The sequence below is a fragment of the Steroidobacter flavus genome (assembly GCF_042651805.1).
Taxonomy (GTDB): Bacteria; Pseudomonadota; Gammaproteobacteria; order Steroidobacterales; family Steroidobacteraceae; genus Steroidobacter; species Steroidobacter flavus.
On sequence record NZ_JBHSDU010000014.1, the window covers coordinates 606,238 to 626,903 of the forward strand.

The 20,666-nt window shown below is 62.2% G+C and carries 14 protein-coding genes; 2 read left to right on the forward strand and 12 right to left on the reverse strand.

What is annotated here, in order from left to right:
* Window positions 1–88 precede the first annotated feature (88 nt).
* Together ACFPN2_RS25355 and ACFPN2_RS25360 are read left to right on the forward strand one after the other, a co-directional pair.
* The gene (locus ACFPN2_RS25355) at window positions 89–904 is read left to right on the forward strand and encodes an LOG family protein (RefSeq protein WP_380601817.1); all 816 of its coding nucleotides are present in this window, start codon (window positions 89–91) and stop codon (window positions 902–904) included.
* 8 nt (window positions 905–912) lie between these two features.
* Complete coding sequence (locus ACFPN2_RS25360) at window positions 913–3,267, forward strand: fatty acid cis/trans isomerase (protein ID WP_380601819.1); 2,355 nt, start codon at window positions 913–915, stop codon at window positions 3,265–3,267.
* 25 nt (window positions 3,268–3,292) lie between these two features.
* Here ACFPN2_RS25360 and ACFPN2_RS25365 read toward each other — a convergent pair whose 3' ends face one another.
* The 12 genes from ACFPN2_RS25365 to ACFPN2_RS25420 all read right to left on the reverse strand — a co-directional run bounded on the left by ACFPN2_RS25365 (window position 3,293) and on the right by ACFPN2_RS25420 (window position 20,666).
* Window positions 3,293–6,418, reverse strand: a complete 3,126-nt coding sequence (locus tag ACFPN2_RS25365) for an amidohydrolase family protein (RefSeq protein WP_380601821.1) — start codon at window positions 6,416–6,418, stop codon at window positions 3,293–3,295.
* Between the two features lie 7 nt (window positions 6,419–6,425).
* A complete protein-coding gene (locus ACFPN2_RS25370) occupies window positions 6,426–7,775 on the reverse strand; it encodes an Nramp family divalent metal transporter (RefSeq protein WP_380601823.1) in 1,350 nt (449 codons plus the stop codon).
* A gap of 23 nt (window positions 7,776–7,798) precedes the next feature.
* Window positions 7,799–8,629 (reverse strand): alpha/beta hydrolase family protein, encoded by an 831-nt coding sequence (locus tag ACFPN2_RS25375; protein ID WP_380601825.1) that lies wholly within the window; start codon window positions 8,627–8,629, stop codon window positions 7,799–7,801.
* Window positions 8,626–9,927 carry an MFS transporter gene (locus tag ACFPN2_RS25380; protein WP_380601827.1) on the reverse strand — a complete coding sequence of 434 codons (1,302 nt, stop codon included), beginning with the start codon at window positions 9,925–9,927 and terminating at the stop codon, window positions 8,626–8,628. Before ACFPN2_RS25380 ends, ACFPN2_RS25375 begins: the two co-directional genes overlap by 4 nt.
* A gap of 3 nt (window positions 9,928–9,930) precedes the next feature.
* Window positions 9,931–11,694, reverse strand: a complete 1,764-nt coding sequence (locus ACFPN2_RS25385; protein ID WP_380601829.1) for a CocE/NonD family hydrolase — start codon at window positions 11,692–11,694, stop codon at window positions 9,931–9,933.
* 26 nt (window positions 11,695–11,720) lie between these two features.
* A complete protein-coding gene (locus ACFPN2_RS25390; RefSeq protein ID WP_380601831.1) occupies window positions 11,721–13,205 on the reverse strand; it encodes a CRTAC1 family protein in 1,485 nt (494 codons plus the stop codon).
* A 9-nt stretch (window positions 13,206–13,214) separates the two neighbouring features.
* A complete protein-coding gene (locus ACFPN2_RS25395; protein WP_380601833.1) occupies window positions 13,215–15,350 on the reverse strand; it encodes a TonB-dependent receptor in 2,136 nt (711 codons plus the stop codon).
* Window positions 15,351–15,568: 218 nt separating this feature from the next.
* Window positions 15,569–16,561 carry a GntR family transcriptional regulator gene (locus ACFPN2_RS25400; RefSeq protein ID WP_380601835.1) on the reverse strand — a complete coding sequence of 331 codons (993 nt, stop codon included), beginning with the start codon at window positions 16,559–16,561 and terminating at the stop codon, window positions 15,569–15,571.
* Window positions 16,562–16,657: 96 nt separating this feature from the next.
* Entirely contained in the window at window positions 16,658–17,305 is a 648-nt protein-coding gene (locus tag ACFPN2_RS25405; protein ID WP_380601837.1) for a hypothetical protein, read from the reverse strand.
* A 44-nt stretch (window positions 17,306–17,349) separates the two neighbouring features.
* Entirely contained in the window at window positions 17,350–18,165 is an 816-nt protein-coding gene (locus tag ACFPN2_RS25410) for a carbon-nitrogen hydrolase family protein (protein ID WP_380601839.1), read from the reverse strand.
* 21 nt (window positions 18,166–18,186) lie between these two features.
* Window positions 18,187–19,836: a dipeptide ABC transporter ATP-binding protein gene (locus tag ACFPN2_RS25415; protein ID WP_380601841.1), complete on the reverse strand. Its 1,650-nt coding sequence runs from the start codon at window positions 19,834–19,836 to the stop codon at window positions 18,187–18,189.
* Window positions 19,833–20,666, reverse strand: a complete 834-nt coding sequence (locus ACFPN2_RS25420; RefSeq protein ID WP_380601843.1) for an ABC transporter permease — start codon at window positions 20,664–20,666, stop codon at window positions 19,833–19,835. Before ACFPN2_RS25420 ends, ACFPN2_RS25415 begins: the two co-directional genes overlap by 4 nt.

The following is a 20,666-nucleotide window of genomic DNA, read 5'->3' on the forward strand; positions in this document are numbered from 1 at the left end:
CCGGGCCGTTCCTGCGTATTTCGTTGCGCCGACCGGCGCCATCTTTCAAAATCGCCTCTGAAATCACCGACTCAGGCACTTATCGATCATGTCCAGCCCGCTTCCCGAGGTCACCGACCAGCTCAATTCCCCCAGCTTCCTGCTCCCCGTCGAAGACACCAATTTTCTGCTACGAGACGAAATGCGAGCCGCGCGCTTCGCCCTCGAGTATTCCAAGGCGGATCTGCTGCTGCGGGACTGGGGCGTGCGTTCGACCATCATCGTCTTCGGTAGCGCGCGGGTGCCCTCGCCGGAGCGAATGGAATCGTGGAAGCAGGCGGCCGTGCAGCCCAGCGATGCCGAGAGGCAGAAGATGGAGCGGCAGTTGGGTTGGTACGAGGCCGCGCGTGAATTCGGGCGCATCGCGAGCGAGCGCGGTGGCGCGAAAGCGCCCAGAGATCGATGGCGAGACAATGTGATCGCGACGGGCGGCGGCCCGGGCATCATGGAAGCAGCGAACCGCGGTGCCTACGAAGCCCACGCGCCGACCATCGGCTTCAACATCACCCTGCCGCACGAACAACTGCCGAATCGCTACACCACACCGGAGCTGACGTTTCGCTTCCATTACTTCGCGATGCGTAAGATGCACCTGGCCATGCGCGCCAACGCGCTGGTGGTGTTCCCGGGCGGCTTTGGCACCATGGATGAGCTGTTCGAATTGCTGACGTTGCGCCAGACCGGCAAGGCTCCGAGCATTCCCATCGTGATGTTCGACCGCCGCTACTGGCAGCGTTTGTTGAACCTCGAGGTGCTGCTGGAAGAGTCGATGATCAGCCCGGACGATCTACAGCTGTTCGATTACGCCGACTCGGCCGAAGATATCTGGCGCATTCTGATCGAGCGCGGTTTGCGCACTTCCTAGAGGCATCCGTGAACATTCGAGCCCGTCCCTTGCGCTGGCCGCTGGTTGCCGCCCTGCTCTTGCTCGCCACCGGCTGCGCCGTGCTCGCCGCGCGAAAACTCGATACGCAATACGGCACGACGGCGGCCAAAGAATTCACGCCCGAGAGCTCGGCGCCAGTGTCTTACGAAAAAGACATTCGGCCGTTGATGGAGAATCGCTGCCTCGTCTGTCATGGCTGCTACGACGCCCCGTGCCAGCTCAAGCTCGACTCCTACGAAGGCATGCTGCGCGGAGGGAGCAAGGATCGCGTCTATCACTCCGCCCGACTGACACCCGCCGCAACGTCGCGACTGTTCGAAGACGCACAGACCACGGCGCAATGGCGCGAACGCGGCTTTCATCCGGTGCTCAACGAGCGCCGCGACGAGAGCACCGCCAACCTGCAGGCCGGCCTGCTGGCCCGCATGCTCGAGCTCAAACAACAGCATCCGTTACCCGAAGGCAAGATCCTGCCGGAGAGTTTCGACTTCTCGCTGGGTCGCGCCGAGCAATGCCCGAGAATCGAAGAGTTCGAAACCTTCGCTGACAAGTATCCGCTGTGGGGCATGCCCTATGGCCTGCCGCCGCTCAGCGACCAGGAGCACGGCAAACTCATCGGCTGGTTGGCAGCGGGAGCGCCGGCCACGGGGCTCGCACCGCTCAGCGACCAGATGACCAAGGAGCTGAACTACTGGGAAACGCTGTTCAACGGCGACAGCTTGAAACATCAGCTCGCCGCGCGTTACGTGTTCGAACATTTATATCTCGCCCACATCTACTTCGAAGACAAGGGCGCCGATACCGTGTTCTTCAAGGTGGTCCGCTCACGCACACCGCCCGGACAACCGCTCGACATCATCAGCACACGCCGCCCCTACGACGATCCCGGTGTGCCGCGCGTGTACTACCGACTGTGGCGCGATCCCGCGAGCATCGTCGCAAAGACGCACATGCCCTATCTGTTGACCCCGGCGCGCCGCGATCTGTGGCGCAAGTGGTTCATCGATACTGACTACACCGTCGAATCGCTCCCCGGTTATGACGCGCGTACCGCGTCCAACCCGTTCTACACCTACCAACGCATTCCTTATCGGTCGCGTTACAGCTTCCTGCTCGATGAAGCGGAGTTCACCATCATGAACTTCATCAAGGGGCCGGTGTGCCGGGGCAACGTTGCACTCGACGTCATCCAGGATCGGTTCTGGGTGTTCTTCACGTCGCCGGAGTCGGCGGTCGGCCCGGAGTTCTCGCAGTTCCTGGCGAATCAGGACGAGAATCTGAAATTGCCCGCCGGCGTCGAAAGCGGACTGTGGTCGATGACCCATTGGCTCAGCTACGCGGGCGCGCAGCGTCGCTACCTCGAAGCCAAGGGAAATTTCATTCGCAAGAACGCCGACGCGCTCCGCGCCGCCGGACTCAACACCTTCTGGAACGGCGAAGGACACAATCCGAATGCCGCGCTCACCGTGTTCCGTCATTACGACAGCGCCACTGTCGTGCAAGGGATGGTCGGCACCCAGCCGCAAACCGCCTGGCTGATCGACTATCCCATTCTGGAACGCATCCATTATCTGTTGGTCGCGGGCTTCGATGTGTATGGCACGGCTTCGCACCAGGCGATGACCCGCATGTATATGGACTTTCTGCGCATGGAGTCGGAAATGAACTTCGTCGGCTTCCTGCCGCCGGAGCGACGCAAGGCCGAGATCGATCAGTGGTATCGCGGCGCCGAGAAGGACGTGCGTGAATATCTGAATGCCTATTTCGAGCGCGAAGCGTTGCTGCCGCCCTTCAAGGCAATCACCGACGATCCCAAGACCGAACTGTTCGTCGCGCTCCGCAAACGAATGGCGCCGATCCTGAATCGGAGCAACGATCTGTCGCGCTCCGGCTTATCGGCCCGTAGCATCGCGGCGCTCGCCGAGCTTGATAACCTGCGCGGCGTGGCCGCGTCTGTCGTGCCGCAAGTGACGCTGATCAACGTCAAGGGTCATGGCCTGCTCACGCTGTTGAGTAACAGCGCCTACACCAACATCGCCTCCATGTTCGGCGAAGCGAATCGCCGTCTGGTGGCGGAAGACAGTGTGACCTTGGCCAACGGCGTCATCGGCGCCTATCCCAACGTGTTCCTCGACGTGAGCGAAGCGGACCTGCCGCAACTCGTGAGCCGCATCCAGCAACTGCGTAACGAAGAAGACTATCGGGCGCTGCTGGACCGTTTCGGGGTTCGCCGTACCGATCCTCGCTTCTGGTCAGTGAGCGATCAGATGCTGAGCAAATATCGTCACGCAGAGCCGCTTACCGCGGGTGTGCTCGATTACAGCCGTTACGACAATCGGTGAGCCACAGCGGCATCCCGACAATCGATCAATGCGTCCAGTAATACCCGGCGAACGGTCTCTGCTGTGGCCAGATCTCATCCATCGTCCGCGCGTTCCATATCACACCGTTCTTGATGACGTATCGCAGCGAGTTGCTATGGCGGATGTCTACGAGCGGGTTCTCATCCAGCACGATGAGGTCGGCGATCTTACCGGCCTGTAATGAACCGATATCCTCTTCCAGCCCGAGCGCCTGCGCGGCGGCAATCGTGCCCGCGCGCAATGTTTCCAGCGGCGACAGGCCGCCCATCGCCATGGCCCAGAGCTCCCAATGCGCACCCAATCCTTGTCGATTGCCATGCGCACCGAGCACCACCCTGCCGCCCTCGTGCGCGATCTGCGCGGCGCTTGCGCCCAGTTGCATGAAGTAGAAATCCTCCTCCGGACGCATCTCGCGACGGCGCGCGTTGACGGCAATTTCCTCGTAAGGAGTAAAGCGCAGGAGCTGCGGATCCCGGAACACGTCACTGTGCTGCAGGAAATAATCTTCCGCCGAGCCATTCGGCCCGACGATCAGCGTCGGCACGTAGTAGGTACCCGTGGCGGTGATCAGCGAACGCACATCTCTATAGAGCGTGTCCGTTTTGATGGAGTGCTCCAGCGTCGTATAGCCATCCATCAGCAGGGTCAGGTCAAACGCAATCTTCTGCGAGCCTTCGGGGATGATGGGTAACCCCTCTTCTCGCGCCGCTTGCACCAGCCACTGTCGCTGATCGCGCCGTGGCAGCGTGTATTGTTTGATAGAGGTCGCGCCGAGCTTTTTCAGGCGCCTCACCTGCATGCGTGCGTCCTCCAGGTTCTGGACGGATCGCGAGAAGGCGGTATCGGCGAAGTAAATGGGTTGACCGCTGCTGTAGACACGTGGCCCGAGGGTGCGGCCCATCTCGATCATTTCTGCCTGGGTGAAGATGGATTGCGAACGCGCCGAGGGATCGCGCACCGTGGTCACGCCGTACGCCAGCTGCGTCACGTAGCCCCAATCGTTCTCGACAAAGATTTCCGCGTTCCGATTTTCCCGATAGTGTGCGTGGGCATCGATCAATCCCGGCATGATGGTCTTGCCGGACACGTCGATCACCTTGGCCGAGGGCGCGGCGATCTCGCCCATCGCAGCAACCGCTTTGATTCGATTGTCGGCGATGAGGATATCGCCACGCTCGAACACACCCGCATCGCTCATCGAAATGATGCGCGCCCCCCGCAGCAGCACTTCACCCTTTGCGCCCGCGCGGGGTTCGCTCAATTTGATCGCCGTACGCGATGGTTTGGCGGCCTCGCGGAGCGAGCCATCGAACGGTCTGCGGAAATATTCCGGCCCCCAGCCCCAGGTCACCGCGGAACCGTCGTGCGTCCAGTTGACGAAGTAACCGCCCTCTTCGCTCAGCTTGACGACGGGCACGGCTCCGCCACTCAATTTCACATCGACCGGAGTGTCGCCAACCGGTCCGGACAGCGGCGCGAGATACACCTCGAACTGCTCGGTGAAGGCGATCCACTTGCCATCGGGCGACGGCATCAGATCGTCGGCGAAGTTGAAACGCATGAGTGCGCGCCGATCCGATCCGTCCAGGCGGATCGAGTACAAGGTCGTAGGCTGACGCTTCGCCGGCGTTTCGGAGAAGTAGATGCGCTCGCCGCGCGCATCGAAGCTGGGGCGCATTTCCTGGCGACGGTCGCCGCGCGATTGCACCTCGACGACGAGATGGGTCGGCCCCGCCGAGGCCGTCTCGATCCAACGCACACTTTTCAGCAAGTTCTCTTCGAGGTTCGGCTCACCCCGCGCCTCACCGCCCGAGCTTTGCAGGAAGACGAGCTTGCGACCGTCGCTCGACCACGCCAGGTGCTCATAGTGACCTGCCACTTGGGTGAGGCGGATCGGCTGGCCGCGAACCGTCGATGTCTTATAAATATGAGCGCCTTCCCGATCGGACCAGCCCACGTAAGCCAGCCACCGGCCATCCGGTGAAATCGCTGGCGAATATTCCAAGCCCGGGCCGTCCCCGATGGGCCGTGCCGTGGCCTTTGCGATGTCATAGCGATAGTTCTTGCCGGCGGCGCTGAAGAACAACGTCTTGCGATCCGGACTCTCATGAGTCCAACGAAGCAGCTTCGCCTGTACCGGCCCATCGTCGATGCGACTCTTTACTTCAAGCCGTCGTTCGAGCTGTTGCTCGAAGTGCGCGATGAATGGAATCACCGTAGAAACATCGCGCGCGATATCGTGGCGCCGGATCTTGCCGCGCGCCGCGTACAGAATGGCGGAGCTGTCTGGCGTGAACGCATATCCCGGCAGCTCATCCATATCGCGCAAAGAATTGCCTTGCTGATCCCAATCGAGAGCGACGTTCAGCACTCGTTCGGCGCCAGTGGCCAGGTCACGCAATACCATGCGCTGGCGCGGCTCCATATCGAACCGACGTCCGAACGCGAGCCAACGGCCGTCGGGGCTGAGCGCCGGACGCACGGCTCCGCCATAACCTTGAACGAACGGCTGAGTCTCGCCGGTGGCGGCATTCAAGCGCTCGATGCCGGCGCCGCCTTCGCCACCCGTGGTGAGATTGAAATAGATCCAACGGCCGTCCGGTGAGACGGCCGCGCCGAGCGCATCCTTTTGCTTGTCGACCAGCTTGGTGCCCGCCGCGCCATCGAGCGACAGCAAATAAAGATCGAGCGCGGTATTGGGCTGCCGATCGTCGTGACGGCTCGCCACGATTCGCGTGCCGTCAGGCATCCATTCGGGAGAAGAGAAACTCGCGTGCGGGTCGCTCGTGACCGCACGCGGATTCGATCCATCGGACTGAATTGTCCAGACCTGGCTGCCGCCGTCGCGATCGGAGATGAACACGATGCGCTTGCCGTCCGGCGAGAAGCGCGGCTGCATATCGAACGCCGCTCCCTGAGTGATTCGCATCGCTTCGCCGCCGGCGACCGGCAACGTGTACAGATCGCCGAGCACGTCGAACACCAGAGTCGAGCCGTCGGGCGATATGTCGAGCGACATCCAGGTTGCTTCATCGAGCGTGAGCCGCAACGGTACGGTCGGTTCAGCGGCCGCGGCGACGGCCCCCGCCGCATTCCAGGCAACCGCCAGCCACAGCATTCGACTCAGCATCACGACCTCAAGCCGTAAACAGATGAAACAAGTTGGTCACCGTGAAGTTCAAGATGGCCCAGATCGTGAACAGCAGCGAGCACTCCACCCCGAGTGACATGCGCTGCTGGGTCGGCGTACGCATTGCCAGGTGCAACACCCCATACGCCAGCGGGATCAGGAACATGTTATTGGCGTTGGCGCCCTTGAGCACGAAGTCCAGCGTTCGCAGGTCGACCAGGATGAACGACAGCCACAGTAGCGGAAACGCAATCTGCAGCGTGCGCATCCAGTTCACTGCGCTCTGGGCGCGCCCGGCAGCGTCCCACCGTCCCACGCCGATCTGTCTCAGAAAGTCCGCACCGATGCGCCCGGAGGACGCGGAAAATACCAGCAAGGTGGCGAACAAAGTACAGAGGGCGCCCACCATGAACACGTAGAAGGCCCAATCGCCGAAGCTCTTGGTGAAGATCAGAGACACCTGCTCCACCACGCGCACGCCTTCTGGAAGGACTTTGAGACGAGCCAGTACCGCCGCGCCCAGCAGGTAATAGACGCAGGTGACGAAGAGCGCGATGCACGTGCAGACCAGGGCATCTGTGGTCAGCACTCGCATCCAACCGCGATAGCGTGCACGCCATTCCGGAGTGTCTTCCTGAGGACCGACAAATTCCGGGTAACCCTTCTCCTTCACCCAGTAGGGGTACATGAACAGCTCTACGGCTGTCGTGCCCACAGCGCCCATCAACGCGAGCGCGACGAATGCGCCGTCCGCAGGCAGCGCGAAACCAAAACCCGACACGATCTCCGGAGCCGTAATGGCGTACGGCGTGCCTTGCAATAGCAACAGCGACGTGACGACGACCAGGCTGAAGCTGGCGACCAGCGTCATGACCATCTTTTCCAGGTCCTTGTACAGCCCACGCCACAACAGGATGGATAGCACGACGAACACCACCACCGCCCAGGCGCGAGGTGACATCCCGGGAAAAATCACCGCCAGCACGCCGGAGACCGACCCGAGAATACCGATCAACGTGAGGGTCACCGAGAGATAGCCGGCGATGCACAGCCAGACGAGCCAGGACGTGTTACGAAAGCGCGGCCCGGGGATGCGATCCAGGATCTGGATGGTGGTGCGGTTGTGCAAGATGCATTGGCGACCCAGCTCCAGCTGGATGAAGAACTTCGCCAGGCAGGCGAACACCACGCCCCAAAGGAAAATGAAACCCACCTGCGCGCCGACGCGCGGCGTGACCAGCAGCTCGCCTGCGCCGACGACCGATCCGGCGACCACGACGCCAGGACCGACGTTACGTAACAATCCCCCGAGTGTTCTCGGCGGCTCGCGCACACCGTGAGTTTCCAACGTTGCCATGACGCCAGTATCCCCCTCGACAGTTATACGTTGAGTATCGAAGCAAAGAATGCTTTGACCGGTTCGAGAATCTCGTAGCCTTGGTGTGCCACACCGGCGACCACATCGTGACGTACCTGGATGCCCGCACGCTCCAGACTGGCCCGCAGCGATGAGATGCGATCCAGCCGCGTGCGGCCGGCGTCGTTGACTCCCTCCATCCACAGTCTGCTGTCCGGTGCGATTGTGATTTCCGTAGTGTCGGTGTCTTCCGCTCCGATCACGGTCTGCACGGGCACAGCGCGCATCGACGCGTAATCCAACGACACTCCGAACTGCTCCTCGAAGTCGCGCACACCGCAATGCCAGTCCTGACGCTCATCGAGCAACGTCACCATCCCGGGTGCGCCGATGGAAACACCCGACAACCGACGCGGATGCAGGTAAAAAAATCGATGCGCGAAATGACCGCCGCCGGAAAAGCCGTGCAACAGGAAGCGCCGGGCGTCCAATCCATAGCGGCTCGCGACTTCCTCGATCATCGCTAGCAGCACCAGGTCGTAGCGGATATCGTGGAATTTGATGAACTTGTAGTTGTTGAGCTCGCGCGGCTCGATGATCCCCACCGGAAACAGCGGCGTCAGCACGACGCAGCGATGCTCTTCGGCGAATGGCGCGAACAAGCTTCGATAGATCTGCGGGGTACGGTTCGTGCCATGAACCAGCACCACGAGCCTATAGCTCGTGGCGGATTCGAACGAGAAATGGGTCGGCACGTAGAGGTAGTAACCGAAGCGCTGATCGGCCAGGCAGGCGTTGTACGCCGTCTCGCCGCGCTCGTAATCATTCAGCGCCGGACGGATCTCGCGACTCATAGCTTCACCTTGCGCGTTTCCGGCATGGTCAGATAGACCAGCAGGGAAATGAAGATGCAGCTAGCCACGTACTTATAAAACAGGTCCTCGTGTCCCAGCTCTTTGAGCCAGAGCGCGACATACTCTGCGCTACCGCCAAAGACGGAAACAGCGATCGCATAGGGAAGCGCGACGCCGAGCGCGCGGATCTCCACCGGAAACAGTTCGGCCTTCACGACCGCGTTGATGGAGGTGTAGCCGGAGACGACGATCAACATGCCGAGAATCAGCAGGAAGGCGACCACGGGCGAGCTTACCGTCGCCAGCATCGATAGCGCAGGCACCGTCAGCAATGTGCCGAGCACGCCGAAGCCGATGAGCAAGGGTCGCCGCCCGATCCGATCGGACAACGCACCGAACACCGGCTGCAAACACATGAACGCGAACAGCGCCGCTGTCAGAACCAGCGTCGAATGCTCCTTGCTCATGCCCGCGGTGTTGACCAGGAACTTCTGGGTGTAGGTGGTGAATGTGTAGAACGCGAGCGTGCCGCCCATGGTGAGCCCCACCACGATGGCGATCTGTCGCGGGTAACCCAACAACGTACGCAACACACTCACGCCGGGCGTTCGTGGCTTTGCGTGCGTAAATGATTCCGTCTCCACCAGGTTGCGACGAATGTACAGCGCGACCAAGGCACAGCCTGCGCCGATGACGAACGGAATACGCCAGCCCCAGTCTTCCAACTGCTCCGGCGTCAGCAACACGAACTGAAGCAGCATCAGTGTCCCGAGCGCCAGCAGCTGGCCCATGATGAGCGTGACGTACTGGAAGCTCGAGTAGAACCCTCGGCGATTTTCCGCCGCGATCTCGGAAAGATACGTCGCGCTCGCGCCGTACTCGCCGCCGACGCTGATTCCCTGCAGCAGCCTGGCGAATACCAGGATGATGGGAGCCGCGACACCGATGGTTTCATACTTCGGCGTGAGCGCGATGATCAACGATCCGGCGCACATGACCAGCACCGACAATGTGAGCGCCGCCTTGCGGCCGTGACGATCGGCATAGGTTCCCATCAGCCAGCCGCCGAGCGGCCGCACCAGGAAGCCGACACCAAAGATGGCCGCGGTGTTCAGCAACTGCGCAGTACGATTCGATCCGGGAAAGAAGGCGTCCGCGAAGTACAACGACATCGCCGCGTAGGTGTACCAGTCATACCACTCGACCAGGTTGCCCGAAGACGCGCCGACGATGGAACGAATGGTGTCGCGTTCGCCTGCGCGCTCCGCCACGGGGACGATTCGAGGTTGCGCCGACATGGGCTATCTCGGAATCAGCGGCAGCGTGACATGCGACGGATAACGCTTGTTGTGATACACGGTCTGCGTTGCCGATTGCGTTCCGGTATCCGTGGCGAAGGCATTGCCCGTGTTCGGATTGCGATCGAAACGTGGAAAGTTGCTGCTCGATATGTCGATGCGGATGCGATGACCTTTCTTGAATAGATTGCTGGTGGCCCACAGGTCGATGACGTACTCGTTCACGGCCCCCGGCTCGATCAACGCCGGCTGCTCGAACGACTTTCGATAGCGCGCACGGATGATGCCGTCGACCAGATTGTAGGCCTTGCCGTCTGGATGAACGTCGAGCAGTTTGGCCGTGAAATCGGTGTCTCGCGCGGTGGACGCGGCATAGAGCGTCACCAGAATCGGCCCGGTCACTTCGACGTCCTTGTCCAGCGGCGCGGTGCTGAACATCAGCACATCGTCGCGGCCATCGAGCGAGGACTGATCGAATGGGCCGGCCGGCAACGGAGCAAACATCAGATTGCCGCCGATGGTCGGCACCGGATTCTCCGGGTCGTAGATATAACTATCCGTCGGCTCGCCAGCGCCCGGCGCGGTGCGTTCCAATCGACCGTTGCCGGCGCGAGTATTCGCCTTGCCGGCGCTGCGTAAGTAGAACTTTGTGTACTGAGCGCGGGCCAACGGCCATTCCTGCTCGTCACGCCAGCGATTCTCGCCCATGACGAAGAGCTTCACCGGCGCCTCTTGCATCACGCCGTTGTCCTGACCTTTGAGCCAGTAGTCGAACCAACGCTGGTGTAGCGTCTCGAACTTGACCACGGAGTCGGGCCCGAAATCCAGATCGCCCAGTTGTTGCTTGGGAAACTCGGCGTGCGGCCACGGACCGATGATGAGCTTCTGACCGTTGCGGGCACGTGGGCTGCGCGCCTTGGTGCGCATGTCGGAGAAGCTTGTGAGACTGCCGCGCTGGAACACGTCGTACCAACCGGCGATGCTGTACGCCGGAACATCCGTCTCGGCGGCGCGCGACTCCACGTCCAATGCCTCCCAGAAAGAATCGTAGCTGGGGTGCGCGATCCAATCGCGCCAATGCGGCATGTCGCGGCCCAGCGCCCGATCCATGGTCGCGAGCGGCAGGTGGCGCATCATTCGTTTCCAATCGTACTTGCGCGTCTGATTGGTGTGGCCGGCCATGAGCGTTGCCCAATCGATGCGTGACGACAACGACAACGCGCCGCCCGGGTACGCGACGTCCTTGTAGTAGTTGTAGGGAGTCATTCGCGGAGCGATGGCAACCAGCGACGGTGCACGCAAATGAGCACTCAACCACTGCGCCGATGCGAGATAGGAGCCGCCGAGCATGCCGACCTTGCCGCTCGACCAGGACTGCGAACCAGCCCACTGCTGAGAGTCATAGCCGTCCGCCCCTTCCGACGAATAGGTGTAGAAGCTGCCTTCGGAATCGTAGCGGCCGCGCACGTCCTGATGCAGAAACACGTAGCCGCGCTTCGCCCAGGCGTGTCCTTCAGCCACCGAATCGTCATCCGAGCCGTTGTCGTAGGGATCACGCGCGAGAATCACTGGATATTTGCCATCAGCTGCGGGTCGATAGACGTCCGTGGCCAGCCGCACGCCGTCGCGCATCGGAACCATCACGTTGAACTCGACGATGACGTCGCTGCTATCGTACGGACTCACCCGCTCCTGCGCGGCGGTGGGCGCTATGAACGCCAGTGCGGAAATCAGCAGCGCGAACGCTGCGCCTGTGACTCTCACCATGATCGGCCTCTTCGGATGAATGTCTGTTATCGCTCTCGAACCCGCAGCGGGCGGCTGACCCATTGCGCCGGCTTCACGTTCTCGAGACGCTGCTGCCTGCGTCCACGCGGCGTCAGATAGGTGACTTCGACGGTCACCCGCTTCGCATCGATGAACCCGAAGCGCACGGGCATCGCACTCTGCGCGTTGTAGCCGTCACCGCTGGAAACAATCTGAGTACCGAGCAGGCGACCGGCTGGGTCGAACACCCTCACTTCGCTACCGACTCGGGTCGCGCGGCCGCGCCAGTCGACGACTGCGACTTGCATGGAACGTCCACGCGCCTGCGGGCTCATCTCGTTACGAAACACCGGCTCGCCCGCATCGGTCGAGTAGCCTTGCGTCAGCGCCACATCGAGGTCGCCGTCACTATCGAAGTCTGCCCATTGCACGCCGTGATCCGCCGCATTGAGCGGACTATCTTGGCCGAGCACGTTCGAAAACCTGCCGCCGTCGTTGCGGAACAGATGCGATGCCGGTCGAGAGACTTCACCCTCCTTGTGATAATCGGTGACGTACAGATCGAGATCGCCGTCGTTGTCGTAGTCACCCCAGCTCGCGGACACCGCGTGTCCCTCGACGGCAACGCCCGCCTCCCCGCCCACGTCTTTGAAAGCGCCGCCGTCGTTGCGGTACAGCCGGCTCACGCCGTACATGGCAACGAAGAAATCGAGATCGCCATCATTGTCATAGTCGCCGACGGTGCAGCCCACGCCGCCTTCGGATGAGTCGCGCCCGCTGCTCGCCACGCCCAGCGAGCCCGCGATATCTGAGAATTTGCCGGCGTCGTTGCGATAGAGCGCATCGGTGTCGCCGCCCTGATTGGCCAGAAACAAATCCAGGTCGCCGTCCTGATCCATGTCGAACCAGCACGCTCCCACGGTGCGTCGCTGATCGGCGAGCCCGAGCGCGGCGGCCGTCTCGACGAATCGACTACCGTCGTTCCGGAACAGCAGGTTGGCTCCGGAGCGATTGGCAATGTGAAGATCGAGATCGCCATCGTTGTCGTAGTCGATCCAGCTCGCATGGCGGCTGGTGATCGCGCCAGGCGCTATGCCCAGCTCCGCGGCGACGTCATTGAAGCCTTTGGCGCGATCGTTCCTGAACAGATAGCCGCGATCTTTCGCTCCCACGTACAGATCCGGATCCCCGTCGCCGTCGAAATCGCCCCAAGCCAGCGCCCGCGCCTCTGGCCCCTCGGTCGGCAAGCCGAGTTGTGCGCCCACCTCTTTGAACGATCCGTGATCGTTGCGATACAGGCGCACCGCGCCGCTGCGGAAACTCACGGCAAGATCCGCATCCCCGTCAGCATCGAAATCCGCCCAGGCGTTGGAGAACGCGCCTGGTGTCGCGAAGGTCTCCGGCTGCACCGGCGTGAACGCGTCGACGGTGCTACCCTGAGAGGACGCTGATGGCCCGGCGGCCATCAGCGCGAGTGCGAGGCGGAGGTGGCGAACCTGCTGTTTCGTCATGCGCTCTACTCAGAACGAGGTGGCGGTGCGCAGCGTGATGGTCCGTCCGCGGCCTGCGTAGTAGAGCGACGGCGCCGTGGTCGCCGCTTGACCGTAGTAAGTGATGTACTGCTCGTCGAGCAGGTTGCTCACCGAGAGGCTCACCGTCGCCCACTTGAACGCCGCTGCCACGGTCGCATCGACGTTTGTGTAACCATCGAAGTGGGCCGTCAAAGCACCGGCGGCGTTGTGGAAATCGCGGTCCTCGTACTTGGAGGCCTGCAAGCGGGCGCTGAAAATTCCCTGGGGCGTGAAATCGACGCCGACGAGCCAACGGTTCGCACCGACTTCGCTGGCGCCCAGGTCCGAGTCCAACCGACCATCGGAGTTACTGTCGTACTCGCCATCCAGCATCGAATAGTCGACCGAGAATGCCAGCCACTGAGCCGGCTCCACCTTGACCGAGAATTCCCAACCGCTGGTCTCGGTGGCCTGTCGCGCCAGATCGAATGTGCCATCGAGGCGAGGCAGCAGCCGCTGACCATAGTCCGACTTGGATTCGAAGCGCGCCACTCGCACCTCGCCGAGCTCGATCTTGTACGAGCCGCCGATCTCACGATTGATCGTCACCAGCGGACCGATATCCAGCAGCGTGTCGACCGAGGTGCCGAAGGTCGACACCGAGCGCAGCACCCGGCCCACATCGGGCATCGAGTACGCCTGGGCGTACGAGGCATAGAAACTCAGCTCATCGGTCGCATCGACGACCGCGCCATAGTTGTAGAGCACTTCGTCGAAGTCGCGCTTGCCGCCCTCGACGGTGACGCGCTGGAAGTCCGCACGATTGCCGGCGCGAGTGACATAGGTCGGCACTTCGAGCTCGGCGTACTCATAACGCGCACCGCCGCTGAGCGACAACCAGCTCAGAGCCTTGTAGTTGAGCTGCAGGAAAGCAGCGTGGTTGTAGAACGTGGTCGGCGGCACCGACACGCGATTGGTCGCAACCAGCGGCTGTGACGTGAGATCACGCAAGAAGTCATAGCCCACGATCAGATCGACGGGCGTGCCGGCAATGTGCTGCTTGCCGTACGTGAGGCGCGAGCCGTACTTCTCCGAGTTGTTCTGCGATTGATCGAACAGCGTGCCCACCGGGGCGATCGCCGGATCCTGGAACGACGCAACGATGTCGCCGCCGAACAGCGACTCGAAGTTCTGGTAATACGCCTGCGCGGCAAACGTTCCGCCGAACAACGCTTTATGCGTGTAGTCGAGCGACATCGTCAACACGTCGTTGAACGGCAGCTCGCCGAGCGGATCGCCTTTGACCGAGATGGCTGGACGCTTGAGGGCGCGGTTGCCGTCGATGCGCACATAGTTGCCGTTCTGCTCGAGATAGAAGTCGCTGACCATCAATTGCAGGCGCTGGTTCTCATCCGGCTCCCAGCCTGACTTCAGGAAGAAATTACGGCTGTAGGAATCGGCGATGTCGCCGTCCATGTTCTCGATACCGATGGTCTGGTCGTTGGCGTCGAACATCACGCCGCGCTCTTCATACGAGACCGCTCCGGTCACGTCGAAATCGCCGAGCTTCTGTGCCGCCAGGTAGTGGGCGCGCCAGCCGAAGCCGTCGCTGTCGAAATCGTCGTTGTTGGAGACGCTCACCGAAGCGCGTTGATGCAACTCACCGCTGCGCGGCGGGCTGACCGTGATGAAGTTGATCATGCCTCCGGTACCGCCCAAGCCCTGAATGGCATTGGCGCCGAAGATGACTTCGACACGCTCGATCACCTCCATATCGATCGTGACACCTTCGCGGCCACCCGGACGCAGCGGCGTGGACTGCGGCACACCGTCGACGAGATAGAGCGGCGTGCGGCCTCGGAATGTTTCACCGCCGCCGCTCAGCTTCTGACGGCTGGGCGCGAAACTCGGCACCAGGTTCGACAGCAGTTCCGTCGGTGTCACGGCCAGCGTCTGCTGCAACCGGACTTCGTCTTCCTGGAACACTTCAATCTTGTTGGGCAGCGACTTCGCGCTCATGCCCACGCGCGAGGCCTGGACGACGATTTCCTCGACCGCCGCGTCCTCGCCGGCGACCGCGAACGCCGGCACGCTGACCAGAGCGAGCGCCGACGCCAGGGACAGATCGAGCCTGAACTTATGCATGTCTCCCCTCCTATCTTTTGTCATTACCCACATCCCCAAGCGCGTAGCGCTTGACTGGTATAATGATTAAAAAGAAAACCACATGCAATAGACTTTCACAAAACAGAACGCCAAAGATAGGACCAATAGCAATAAATAATGCCGCGTAAGCCATGGCTGACGCGTCTTCCTTTGAACAGATCTGGGAACGGCGCGGGCGTGCCTGCCCGCGCCAGGGATCAAGCCTTGGCCGTGGGCCCGGCTTCGCCGCCGCGGAAGGCGGAAAGTGTTTCGCCGGCCACCTGCAGGTGTCGACGCATCAACGTGGCGGCCCATTCGAGATCACCCTTCTTCAGGGCATCCAGAACCGCGAGGTGTTCACGCGCCGAATCGGCGACGCGTGCACGCTGATAGAAAGATTCGTACTCGACCACTCGGCGCAGCTGGTTGTGCTGACGGATCGCCTGCAACAGGAACTCGTTCTGCGAGAACTCCACCAGCGTTTCGTGGAAGCGGGTGTTGTATTCGAAGAACTCGCGGCCGGTGAGGTCGCCCATGTCGCCCTTGAGCAGCTTCATCTGTTCGGCGTATAGCCGCTCGAACTGCACCGGATCCACTTTGTAACGCGACGACTGCATCGCCGAGGGCTCCAGGGCCAGACGGAATTCGTAGCTGGCGCGGTAACCTTCCACGGTGTTGACCATGGGAGTGAACAGCCAGCCATGTCCCTGGCTGCGGCGGATCAGTCCTTCATCGAACATGCGCAACAACACGTCCATCAGCAGGCCGCTCGACACGTTGTAGCGGCGCTTGATTTCGGATTCGCCGATCTGGCGATCGATACGGTCGGCAAAACGATCCCGGAGGATGGTCATGTAAAGTGTGTCAGCGGCGGTGTCCGGGACATCCGCCAGCCTCGCCTCGAGCTCCGAATTGGCGAGCGCGACCTGGTAGCCGGTGGCCGGCTCGAACTTGATCAGCTGCTGCTCGGTCAGCAGTTTCAGAGCATTACGAACCGGCGAGCGCGACACCCCGAACTGCTTTGCCAGGGTGCGCTCGGTCAGCGGGTCGCCGATGCTCAAACCGGCATCGCGCATGTGCTGCAGGATCTGCCGGGCCAGGCGCCCCTGCAGAACATCCCGGCTCTTCTTGACGGGAAGCTTTTTCTTGCCGGCGCGCGGCGCGGCCTTCGAGGCCGGTTTAGGCGCGGCAGCTGATTTGGCTGAGGACATGCAGACTGTTTGACGTTGGAGGAACCGTTGCTATGGTACCCCGGCGACCGGCGAGTCAAGGAGAGTCATCCGTGACACTCCCCAGGATAGCCCCGCCTACTTGTTCGCCGCCGGCATTTTCGGCACGACCGAGCCGCGCCAGAGACTGTTGCCCTTGCCCTCCATCTTGCCGTCCTCGCCGAACACAACGACGCTATTGAGGACCAGCGCCGCGTAGTAGCAGGCGGTACCTTCGCCAGCAGCGACCGCCGCCTTGGGCAGGCAGAGCTGATCGCCCTTGATCGACCAGGTGGCGTTCTTGAATTCGGTGAACGTGCGTTGCATGCACTGAGTCTCGTCGTGGATGAACAGACCGTCACCCTCCGCATTCACCTTCGGGCACCGCTCGAACTTCACTTCGGTATCGACGTTGTGCCAGCCTTCGACCTTGCCATCAGGGCGCAGATGCGCGGCGATCTTGCCACTCTGCCCCAGCGTGTTGCCGGTAAATACCTGTCGCAGCTGATTCGTCGTGAGCGCCGGCACGCTGAAAGCACGAGTCATCTTGGTGAAGCCCAGTCCGCCCTCGCCGCCCTCGCCAGCGAACACCTTGTCCAGCGCATGCGACAGCGAGCCGCCGGCAAATTCGTCCTGGCCCGCCGCCGACGGCGCGCTCGCGGTCTCGGCGACAACGGCCGGCGCCGCGGCACCCACCATCGAAAACACACCGAGCGCGCTCCACATCTTCAAACTGCTTCGATTCATGACATTGCCTCGTAAATAAACACTCGATCCGACCACTGCATCTGTCATTGGAACGGCACACGGTGGTGTGCCACGGGCATCCGGTTGCGCACGTCCACGACAGAGGAACGTTGCAAGGTGGCGGCGACGTAACCGATGCCATCCTCGGCTCGCGCGATTACCTGTCCCCACGGGCTGATCGCCATGGTGTTGCCGAAATTGGCACGCACTTCGTTGCCCACCCGGTACGGCCCGCTCTGATTCGCCGCCAGGAAATAAGTTTGTGTTTCGATGGCGCGGGCCCGACAGAGCACTTCCCAATGCGCCAGGCCAGTGACCAGCGTGAAAGCGGCGGGCACCACAATCGCGTCGACACCGCGTTTCGCCAGCGCCGCGAACAGCTCGGGAAAGCGCAAGTCGTAGCAAATGGCGCAGCCAAGCGAGAACTCACCGACGTTGAACGTCGCCAGCTCGCTGCCGCGCGAATACAGCGCCGACTCCTTATGCACGGAGGCGTCGGGGCCGATCATGTCGAACAGATGGATTTTCCGATAACGCGCCACTTGCCGCCCGCCGGCATCGAACACGAACGAGGCGTTGTACATGCGACCGTCGGCGCTTTCGTTGATGCTGCCGCCGTGAATGACGCAGCCCAGCTCGCGGGCCAAAGAAGCGAGCAATCGAAACGCTGGCCCCTCTCCCGCCACTTCGGCCGCCGCGCGTGCGCCTTCCGGGTTGCCACCTTGATAGGTCCAGATCTCCGGCAGCACGATCAGGTCGGGGCGCTCGGCCGCGGCGGAGTCACGAATCAGACGCTCCGCCATGGCCAGGTTGGCCTGCTTGTCGTCGCTGGAATTGAATTGCAGTAGTACAGCCTTCATGCCAATGCTCTCGAGAAGTAGTTACGAACGCGCACGCAGGCCGTACTTGCCAGGAGCAACCGGCCCGAGCTCCAGTGAAGCGGCAAGCAACGCGCGTGTATAGGGATGCGCTGGCTGGTCGAGCACTTCCGCCGTGGTTCCGCACTCGACCAGCTCGCCTCGATACAACACAGCGACGCGATCCGCGATGCGCTCGGCGACGGCCAGATTGTGAGTTACGAAGATGCACGCGAAGCCGTGCTTGCGCTGCAGACTCTCGATCAGAGCAAGGATGCGCGACTGCACCGATAGATCCAGCGCTGATACCGCTTCGTCGGCCACGAGCACTCGCGGCTGCGGTGCCAATGCGCGAGCTATACAAACGCGTTGGCGCTGACCGCCGGACAGTTGATGAGGAAACACATCGAGGAAACGTTCCTCCAGACCCACTTCCAGAAGCAGATCCGCGACACGACGTCGCGCTTCGCCGCGCTCGCGTGACACGCTCGGCGGGAATCCCTCTGCAACGATCTCGAACAGTGTCATACGCGGATCGAGCGCCGACGCTGGATCCTGAAAGACGATTTGCAGCTCACGCCGCGCTTCACGCAATGCCGCTCCGGTGAGCTGCGCAATGTCCCGGCCCGTGAACTTCACGCAGCCAGACGCGGGACGCAGCAGTCTCACCAGCACCCGAGCCAGCGAGCTTTTGCCCGAGCCCGATTCGCCAACCACGGCCAGTGTTTCGCCCGCGCCGACGTTCAGCGTGACCGACTGCAGCGCTACGCGGTCCACGCGAGGCAACCACGGCAGCCTGCGCTGACCTGGATAGGTCACACACAACTGCTCGATCTCGAGCACGGGCGCCGCCGCGTCGGCAGGCGTCGCCGCATCGGTACGACGGCCCGTCGGTAATGCCGCGAGTAACCGCTCCACGTGAGGCTCACGCGGACTCAGAATCACATCCGCGACCGGCCCCCAATCGACACGGCGCCCCGAATCGAGCACCGCAACTCGCTGCGCGTACGCCGCAACTACAGCCAGGTCGTGCGTGACCAGCAACAACGCGGCACCAATCTCACGTACCAGCTCCGTCATCAGCTCCAGCACTTCACGTTGAACGATGACGTCCAGCGCAGTGGTCGGCTCATCGGCGATCAGCAGCTTTGGCTGGTGAAGCAACGCCGCCGCCAGCATGAGCCGCTGACGCATGCCGCCCGAGAACTCGTGCGGGTAGCGTCGCAGCGCCGCCCGCGGATCGCGAATACGCACGCGCTCGAGCATGGCCGCCGCCCTATCGTCCGCCTCGCCGCGATTCATTCCCAAGTGCGTACGACAAACCTCGGTCAGCTGCATGCCGACCGGCATGGTGGGATTGAGCGAGCTCATCGGCTCCTGAAACACCATGCCCGTCATCCGTCCGCGCATGCTTCGCAACTCGCTCTCGCCCAGCCGCGACGGCTCAACACCGGCGACTTCGATTCTGCCGCCACTCACCTGCACTCCTCGCGGTAGCAGACCGATGGTGGCGCGTGCCAGCGTGCTCTTGCCGGAGCCCGACTCGCCCACGATGGCGACGACCTCGGCGGCTTCGATGTCGATGGAAATATTGTCGAGAATGGGACGGTGCTGGCCGGCCGCGGCGACCGACAGGTTTCGGATGTCCACGAGTTTTGTTGGCGCTGCGCTCATGTGGCGCCTCCCGCGGAACGCATGCGCGGATCCAGCCGATCACGCAACGCATCGCCGAGCAAATTGCAACCGAGCAATGAGAGGGCAATGGCAAGCCCCGGGAACAGTGATAGCCAGGACGCCTCGGAAAGAAACGGCCGACCGTCCGCGAGCATCCCGCCCCACGTGGGCGTCGGCGGCGGCAAACCAACGCCCAGGAAGCTGAGCGCGCTCTCCGCAAGCAACGCCGCTGCAAACAAAGACGTGGCCATGACCGCGATCGGTGCGATGCAGTTGGGAATGACATGCCGCCAAACTACGTGTGCCGAACTGTGACCCAACACTTCGCTCGCCTGCACGAATCCCGTTTCGCGCACGCTCAGCGCGACCGATCGAGTCACGCGCACCACACCTGGCGTATATGCAATCGTGAGTGCGACGACGACACCCGAAGTGGACGGACCGATCACGGCCATGATGCCGAGTGCGATCAGCAAGCTGGGGAATGCGAGCAATGCGTCGAGTATCGTCATGCTCACGCGCTCGAACCAGCCGCCGATGTATGCCACGAGCGCGCCAAAAGGCAGGCCAATCGCGACCGTAATCAGCACCGTGAGCGAGGCGACCGACAGACTGCCGCGCCCGCCGAGCATGACGCGACTGAGCACGTCGCGCCCGAACTGATCCGTTCCCAACCAGTTCGTAGCGGACGGCGCCACCAGCCGTCGCGTGAAGTCCAATGCGATCGGATCGTGCGGCAACACCACCAACCCGACGAGCGTCACGAACACCATGACCCCGAGCAACACGGCGCCACTCATTCCACCCATGCCAAGTTTGAAGCCACGCAT